A 7,535-nucleotide genomic window follows, 5' to 3' on the forward strand; every position below is an offset into this window, starting at 1 on the left:
GGGGCAGGCCGCCGCCCTCGGCGCCTGGCTGGAGGATCAGCGCCGGGCGGGCGACTGGCGCATCGACCTCGCCGTCCGCGCCCAGGTCGCCGCCGCTGAGAACGATCTTGAGGGGCCGCTTTTGAACTCGGCCGAACGCCGCGCCCTGCAGCGCCGGTTCCGCGATCGCGTCGGCGTGGCGCCGCGCACCCTGCGCTCGGTCTTCCGCTTCCGCCGCATCTTCGATCACGCGATGGGCCAGGACGCCGACGCCGCCTCCTGGCTGGAGGCCGGTCTGGCCGCCGGCTATTTCGACCAGCCGCAGATGGCGCGCGACTTCCGTCGGTTTCTGGGCTGCACCGCCACCGCCTGGGCGCGCGAACAGATGGAGCTGGCGCGGCGGCTGGCGTCGCATTCCTACAAGCCCGCGCCGTGAGGGCCGCGTAACCTTCCCTTCGTCCTTGAGGAGGGGAAGAGCCCATGTCCGTTTCCAGCCTGCTGGCCGCCGTCCTATGGCAGGCCGCCTTGCCCGCGACGCCCGCGCCCGACCTGTCGTGGTTGGCGGGCTATTGGCTGGACTGTTCCGGCGGGCGCGAGGCGTCCGAGACCTGGAGCGATCCGCGCGCGGGTCTGATCGTCGGCCATTCGGTGACTGTGCGCAATGGCCGCAGCGGCTTCGAGAGCGCCCGCATCGCCCCCCTGAAGGATGGCGGCCTAGCCTATTTCGCCCAGCCTGACGGGGCGCCCGCCACCCCCTTCCGCCTGATCGACAGCGGCCCGCAGCGGGCGGTTTTCGCCAATCCCGACAACGACTTTCCGCACCGCATCATCTATGACCGCGCGGGGGATGTGCTGACCGCCCGGATCGAAGGGGCGGACGACGATGAGAACCGGAGCGTGCAATGGCGATTCAACAGGGCGGAGCTGAACGCCCGCTGTCCACTCTGACCTGGCGGGCCATGACGCCGGACGACCTCGACGGCGTGGTCGCGGTGGCCCAGCTGTCCTTCCCCGATCATCCGGAAGAGCGGGCCTGCTTCGCCAACCGTCTGGAGCTGCACCCCGAAGGCTGCTTCGTGCTGGCCGCCGAGGACGGGCCGGTCATGGGCTATCTGGTGGCCTATCCGTGGGTGCTGAACGCCGCCCCGGCGCTGAACGTGCTGATCGACGCCATCCCGGCCGAGGCCGAGGTGGTCTATCTGCACGACCTGGCCCTGCACCCCGACACGCGCGGCGGCGGCCACACCCGGCCGGTGGTCGAGCGCCTGGCCGAACAGGCCAAGGCGGCGGGCTGGCCGGCGGTCGCCCTGGTGGCGGTCAACGACGCATCAAGCTTCTGGTCGCGCAATGGCTTCGAGATCCAGAACCCGCCGGGCATGGCCGAGAAGCTGGCCTGCTACGGCGACGACGCCCGCTATATGGTCAGGTCGCTGTAAGCGACTTCAGCACGAAGGCCAGGCGCTCGGCGACGGGCGCCCTAGGCAGTTCGATCAGTTCATAGCCGAAACGCGGATAGGTCTCGGCCATGGCGTCGAAGGTGCGGCGGGCCTCGTCCAGATCCTGCTTGCGCTCGGCGTCCTTGCCGAAGATCTCGGGCCAGACCGGGGCGATGAAGACGCGCCTATCATAGCGGATGTCCTGCGCCGCCCGCTCCATATGGGCCGGGACCGGCAGGCCGCACAGGGTCAGATAACCGACTACGTCCGGGACGCCGCGATCGAAGAAGACGGGCCCGTCGGCGCCTTCCATGCGGGCGTGGGCCTCAAGCTCGCGATCCAGCATCAGCTCGGCGAACAGGGCCCGGTCCTTCCACGGCAGGGCCTCGCCGTCGATCGCCTGCTGGCGGCGGATGATGGCGCGCCCGGCCTCGGGCGAGGTCGCATGGCCCGCCGTCGCCAGCGCCTCCAGCAGCGTCGTCTTGCCCGAGCCCGGACCGCCGGTCAGGACGATGCGGCGCGGGCCGATCATGCGTCGCGGGTCGCCATCATCATGTAGTTGATGCCCACGTCGTCGCCCTCGCTCCACCGGTCGTTCAGCGGGTCGTAAGCCAGGCCATAGGGGCCGGTGACGGTCAGGGGCTCGCCGTCCAGCATGGCGCGCAGTTCGTCGGGCTTGAGGAACTGGCGCCAGTCGTGGGTGCCCGCGGGCACCCAGCGCAGCACATATTCCGCCGCGACCTTGCCCAGCAGCAGCCCCTTCAGCGTGCGGTTCAGGGTGGCGACGATCATCAGGCCGCCCGGCTTAATCAGTTTCGAGCAGGCGCGGATGAAGGCTTCCGGATCGGCGACGTGTTCGATGACCTCCATCGTCAGCACCACGTCGAACGGCCCGGCGCCCGCTTCGACCATCTGCTCCACGGTGGCGGCGCGATAGGCGATGTCCAGACCGACCTGATCGGCGTGGGCGCGGGCGGTGCCGATGTTCTCGGACGAGGCGTCGATGGCCGTGACCTCAAAGCCCATGCGCCGCATCGGCTCGGCGATCAGGCCGCCGCCGCAGCCGATGTCGATCAGGCTGAGGCCGCTGAAGGGGGCGCGCGCCTTCACGTCGCGATCAAAGTGCTCGGCCGCCCGATCGCGCACGAATTTCAGCCGCGCCGGATTGAAGCGATGCAGGGGGGCGAAGGGGCCTTTGGGATCCCACCACTCGGCCGCCTGGGCCGAAAAGCGCGCCACGTCGGCCGGGTCGATGCTCGGCCCTTCGGCACGATCGGTAGCAAAGGGTGAAAAACCCTCTTCGCTTTGGGGTTTGCGTGGATCGAGGCTGTCGTTAGAAGCGGGCATGGGCAGAGGCATGGACCGCCTTCGCCCGCCATGCAAGCAGGGGATCAGACGCCAGGATGACGCGGGCCGACACGAACCGGTTGGTGATGAAGTTCGGCGGCACCTCCATGGCCGACCTGGAACGAATCCGTCGCGCGGCGCGCATCGTCGCCGCCGAAGCCGCCAGGGGCAAGAAGGTGGCCGTGGTCGTCTCGGCCATGGCGGGCAAGACCAATGAGCTGGTCGCCTGGACCGACGGCGTGGGCGGCGCGGCGCCGGGCCTGTACGGCGACGGCGTCCTGTCGGACGACGAATATGACGTGGTGGTCGCCTCGGGCGAGCAGGTGACGTCGGGCCTGCTGGCCCTGACCCTGCGCAACATGGGCCTGAAGGCGCGCAGCTGGATGGGCTGGCAGATTCCGATCCTGACCGACGACGCTCACGGCCGCGCGCGCATCGAAGAGGTGCCCGGCGACGCGCTGGGGGCCGCGCTCGACGCGGGCGAGATCGCCATCGTGCCGGGCTTCCAGGGCGTGACCCGCGACGGGCGCATCACCACCCTGGGCCGGGGCGGTTCGGACACCTCGGCGGTGGCGGTGGCGGCGGCCCTGGGCGCGCCCTGCGACATCTATACCGACGTGGACGGCGTCTATACGACCGACCCGCGCATCCAGAGCCGCGCCCGGCGTCTGGAGAAGGTGTCCTACGAAGAAATGCTGGAGATGGCGTCGCTGGGCGCCAAGGTGCTTCAGACCCGCTCGGTCGAGCTGGCCATGCACAAGCGCGTGCCGGTGCGCGTCCTGTCCAGCTTTATCGAACCGGACGAAAACGGAAACCTGCCGCAACACGCCGGCACCCTGATTTGCGACGAGGATGAGATCGTGGAAAAGCGCATCGTTTCCGGCGTGACCATGAGCCGGGACGAAGCCCGGATCACGCTGCTTGGCCTGTCGGACCGGACGGATGCTCCGGCCGACGTCTTCACCCGCCTGGCCGAGGCCGAGGTCAACGTCGACATGATCGTGCAGAGCCAGGCCCGCACCGAAGGCGCGGTCAACCTGACCTTCACGACCGGCCGTCGCGACGCGCGCCGCGCCGCCGACCTGATGACCGCCGCCAAGGCCGAGATCGGCTTCGAGGAGCTGCGGGTCGACGACGACGTGGCCAAGGTCTCGGTGATCGGCGTGGGCATGCGCAGTCATGCGGGCGTGGCCCAGACCATGTTCCGCGCCCTGGCTGACAAGGGCGTGAAGTTCCAGGCCATCTCGACCTCCGAGATCAAGATCAGCGTTCTGATCGACTCGGATTACGCCGAGCTGGCGGTTCGGGCGTTGCACGCGGCCTACGGTCTGGACGCGGAAGACTAGGATATCGGAAGCGCCGCCCTATCTGGAACGGATCAGGGGCGGCAAGGCGGGAGCAGGCATGGTCAAGGGCGTGGCAGTGACGGCGAGGGGGCCCCGCCTTCTGCTGCGCCAGATCCGCGAGGCTCTGGCCGGGGCCGGGGGCGGCGCGCCTGCGCAGGACCGGCTGAACATGGTGGTGCGGATCATCGCCCGCTCCATGGTGGCCGAGGTCTGCTCCATCTATCTGCGGCGCGCCTCGGGCGAGCTGGAGCTGTTCGCCACCGAGGGGCTGAACCCCGAGGCCGTCCACAACACCCGCCTGCGCCCCGGCGAGGGCCTGGTCGGCGAGGTGGCGCGCACGGCCGCGCCGATCAGCCTGTCGGACGCCCAGTCGCACCCCAGCTTCTCCTATCGGCCGGAGACGGGCGAAGATCCCTATCACGCCTTTCTCGGCGCGCCCCTGCTGCGCGGCGGCCGGGCCATCGGCGTCCTGGTCGTCCAGAACCGCGCCGCCCGTCGCTATGACGAGGAAGAGGTCGAGGACATCCAGACCATCGCCATGGTCCTGGCCGAGACGGTGGCTTCGGGCGAGCTGCTGGCGCTGGAGGAGCTTCGCGACGTCGAGGTCGCCCCCCACCGCCCCGAGCGGCTGAAGGGGCAGAAGTTCGCCGAGGGCCTGTCGTTCGGGCAGGCCGTGCTGCACGAGGCGCCGATCGCGCCTGAACAACTGCTGGCCGACGACCCCGCCGCCGAGGAGACGCGGCTCAAGGAGGCGCTGGAGCGTCTGCGCACCAGCATCGACGCCTTGCTGGAAGGCAGCCAGGGCAAGCTGGGCGGCACCCCTTATGAGGTGCTGGAGACCTATCGCATGTTCGCCGACGACCGGGGCTGGAACCGGTCGCTGGAAGAGGCGGTGCGTTCCGGTCTGACGGCCGAAGCCGCCGTGGACCGCGTCCGTAACGAGCACCGCGCCCGCTTCGCCAACGCCCGCGACCCCTATATCCGCGAGCGGCTGCACGACTTCGAGGATCTGGCCAACCGCCTGCTGCGGCTGATGGCGGGCGATCATCCGGGCCAGCGCGACCTGCCCGACGACGCCATCCTGGTGGCCAAGAACCTGGGACCGGCGGACCTGCTGGAGTATCCGCGCCACAAGTTGCGCGGCCTGCTGCTGGAAGAAGGCTCGGCCGCCGCTCACGCGGCCATCGTCGCCCGCGCCTTGCAGATTCCCTGCGTCGGCCGCCTGCAAGGCCTGCGCGATCGCCTGACCGAGGGCGATCAGGTCATCGTCGACGGCGAGACGGGCGAGGCCTACTTGCGGCCCCGTCCCGACATGCTGGCGGCGGTCGAGAGCCGCATGGCGGTGCGCGAGCAGCGCCGTGCCGAGTTCGACCAGCTGCGCGACACCCCCGCCGTCACCAAGGACGGCAAGCGCATCATGCTTCTGGCCAACGCCGGCCTGGCGGTGGACCTGGAGAATCTGGACGCCACCGGCGCCGAGGGCATCGGCCTGTTCCGCACCGAGTTCCAGTTCATGGTCTCGGACGAGCTGCCGCGCCTGGACGCCCAGGCGGCGCTTTACAAGCTGGTGCTGGATGCAGCGGGCGACCGGCCCGTCACCTTCCGCACGCTCGACATCGGCGGCGACAAGGTGCTGCCCTATCTCGACAATGAGCGCGAAGAGAACCCGGCGCTGGGCCGCCGCGCCATCCGCCTGGGTCTGGATCGCCCGGCCCTGCTGCGGATGCAGTTGCGCGCCCTGCTCAGCGCCGCCGCCGGGCGCGAACTGCGCGTCATGTTCCCCATGATCGCCACGGTGGACGAGTTCCGCGCCGCCCGCGAACTGGTCGATGTCGAATGCGACTGGGCGCGGCGCCGGGGGCGGCCCCTGCCGTCCCTGCTGCGTGTCGGGGCCATGATCGAATGCCCCAGCCTGCTGTGGCACCTGGACGCCCTGCTGCCGCTGACCGACTTCGTCTCCATCGGCACCAACGACCTGCTGCAGTATATGTTCGCCGCCGACCGGACGAACCCGCGCGTGTCGGATCGCTATGACCCCCTGTCGCCGCCCTTCCTGCGCGCCCTGGCCGAAATCCAGCAGAAGTGCGCCGACAGCGCCACGCCTGTCTCGGTCTGCGGCGAACTGGCGGGGCGCCCGCTGGAAGCCTTCGCCCTGATCACCCTGGGCTACAACCGCCTGTCCGCGCCTGCGGGCGGGGTGGGGCCGGTCAAGCGCATGATCCTGTCCGCCGATCTGAACGCGGCGCGGCGGGGGATGAACGTCCTGCTGGGTTCGTCGGCGGGGTCGGTGCGCGGCGAGATCGAGTCCCTGGCGCGCAAGCTCAACGTCGAAGTCTGAACAAGCGGGGCTGCTTTCCCGCGTTGCCCGCGCTTCTCGCCTCGTCTAAGCGGGGATGACGGGCGCACGGGCGCCTGACGTGACGGAACCCCGACCCTATGGACCAGGATCGGCAAGCCGCGTTCGACTTCGACGCCGACGCGACGCTGGATCAGACCCCGGAGGCGACGCCCGAAGCGACGCCTGAGGAGCCCTCGGACGATTCCCTGGGCGCCTCTCTGCGCGCCGCGCGCCTGGCGTCGGGCCTGTCCATGGCCGAACTGTCGACCAAGACGCGGGTGCATCCGCGTTTCCTGACCGCGCTGGAGCAGGGCGAGTACGCCGTCCTGCCGTCGCGGATCTTCTCCATGGGCTATGTGCGCGCCTACGCCGGCGCCCTGGGCCTGGACGAGTTGAACGCGGTCGAGCGATTCAAGCAGGAATATCCCGATGCGGCCGTGCCGCTGCAGCCGCCGACGGGCGCCGCCTTGCAGCAGATGCGCCAGAACTCGCCCAAGATCCTGGGCGTCATCGGCGTCTTCCTGGCGGTGGTGATCGGCTGGAACGTCTTCCAGCGCATCAACCGCATCGAGGCGCCGCACCCCTCCGACCTGGTCGCCGTGCCCAAGGACTGGGCCGAGCAGGCCGATCATCAACGGGACCGCGCCCTCTACCTCGGCGCCCCCAAGGCGGCGCCGCCGGACCAGACGACGCCGGCCATGTACATCACGCCGGGGCTGGAGGCGCAGCTGACGGGGATCGACCCGGACGACCCCAACGCCGTTCCGCCGCCCGCGCCGCCGGTGCAGGCCGCCTTCAACCCGCGCGGGGCCATCTACGGCGCCTCGGCCACGGCCTCTCAGGTCATTCTGCAGGCGCGCAAGCCCGCCATCCTGGTCATTCGTCAGGGCGACGGCCGCATCCTGTTCGCGCGCCAGCTGGCCGCGGGCGAGGCCTGGCGCGCGCCGCCGGGTCTGGCGGCCACCATCGACACGCCCGATCCGGCCGCCTTCGACGTCTATCTGAACGGCGAGCACGGCGGGGTGCTGCCCGCGCGGCAATCGCCGCTCGGCTCGCTGAACAACCGCGCCCAGGCGGCCGCGCGCGAGT

8 protein-coding genes are annotated in these 7,535 nt (G+C 70.2%); 6 read left to right on the forward strand and 2 right to left on the reverse strand.

All coding sequences use genetic code 11. The annotated features are described in order from the left end of the window. The 3 genes from B2Y21_RS07270 to B2Y21_RS07280 all read left to right on the forward strand — a co-directional run. Window positions 1-415: helix-turn-helix domain-containing protein (locus tag B2Y21_RS07270; RefSeq protein ID WP_292058446.1), on the forward strand; the 415-nt coding region annotated here is incomplete at its 5' end. A gap of 44 nt (window positions 416-459) precedes the next feature. Further along, on the forward strand, window positions 460-927 hold the full coding sequence (locus B2Y21_RS07275) for a DUF6265 family protein (RefSeq protein ID WP_292058448.1): 468 nt from the start codon (window positions 460-462) through the stop codon (window positions 925-927). Further along, window positions 882-1,415 carry a GNAT family N-acetyltransferase gene (locus B2Y21_RS07280; RefSeq protein ID WP_292058449.1) on the forward strand — a complete coding sequence of 178 codons (534 nt, stop codon included), beginning with the start codon at window positions 882-884 and terminating at the stop codon, window positions 1,413-1,415. The genes B2Y21_RS07275 and B2Y21_RS07280 overlap by 46 nt, the downstream gene beginning before the upstream one ends. Here B2Y21_RS07280 and B2Y21_RS07285 read toward each other — a convergent pair. Beyond that, window positions 1,402-1,947, reverse strand: a complete 546-nt coding sequence (locus B2Y21_RS07285; RefSeq protein ID WP_292058450.1) for an AAA family ATPase — start codon at window positions 1,945-1,947, stop codon at window positions 1,402-1,404. The genes B2Y21_RS07280 and B2Y21_RS07285 overlap by 14 nt on opposite strands. Next, complete coding sequence (ubiG, locus tag B2Y21_RS07290) at window positions 1,944-2,762, reverse strand: bifunctional 2-polyprenyl-6-hydroxyphenol methylase/3-demethylubiquinol 3-O-methyltransferase UbiG (protein ID WP_292058451.1); 819 nt, start codon at window positions 2,760-2,762, stop codon at window positions 1,944-1,946. Before ubiG ends, B2Y21_RS07285 begins: the two co-directional genes overlap by 4 nt. Window positions 2,763-2,818: 56 nt before the next feature. Here ubiG and B2Y21_RS07295 point away from each other — a divergent pair, with 56 nt between their 5' ends. The 3 genes from B2Y21_RS07295 to B2Y21_RS07305 all read left to right on the forward strand — a co-directional run. Next, window positions 2,819-4,108 carry an aspartate kinase gene (locus tag B2Y21_RS07295; protein ID WP_292058453.1) on the forward strand — a complete coding sequence of 430 codons (1,290 nt, stop codon included), beginning with the start codon at window positions 2,819-2,821 and terminating at the stop codon, window positions 4,106-4,108. Window positions 4,109-4,166: 58 nt separating this feature from the next. Beyond that, window positions 4,167-6,446: a phosphoenolpyruvate--protein phosphotransferase gene (gene ptsP, locus B2Y21_RS07300; RefSeq protein WP_200166240.1), complete on the forward strand. Its 2,280-nt coding sequence runs from the start codon at window positions 4,167-4,169 to the stop codon at window positions 6,444-6,446. A gap of 98 nt (window positions 6,447-6,544) precedes the next feature. Continuing rightward, the coding region (locus B2Y21_RS07305; protein ID WP_292058457.1) for a helix-turn-helix domain-containing protein at window positions 6,545-7,535 on the forward strand (991 nt) is incomplete at its 3' end.

It is taken from the genome of Brevundimonas sp. UBA5936 (genome assembly GCA_002430835.1).
Taxonomy (GTDB): domain Bacteria; phylum Pseudomonadota; class Alphaproteobacteria; order Caulobacterales; family Caulobacteraceae; genus Brevundimonas.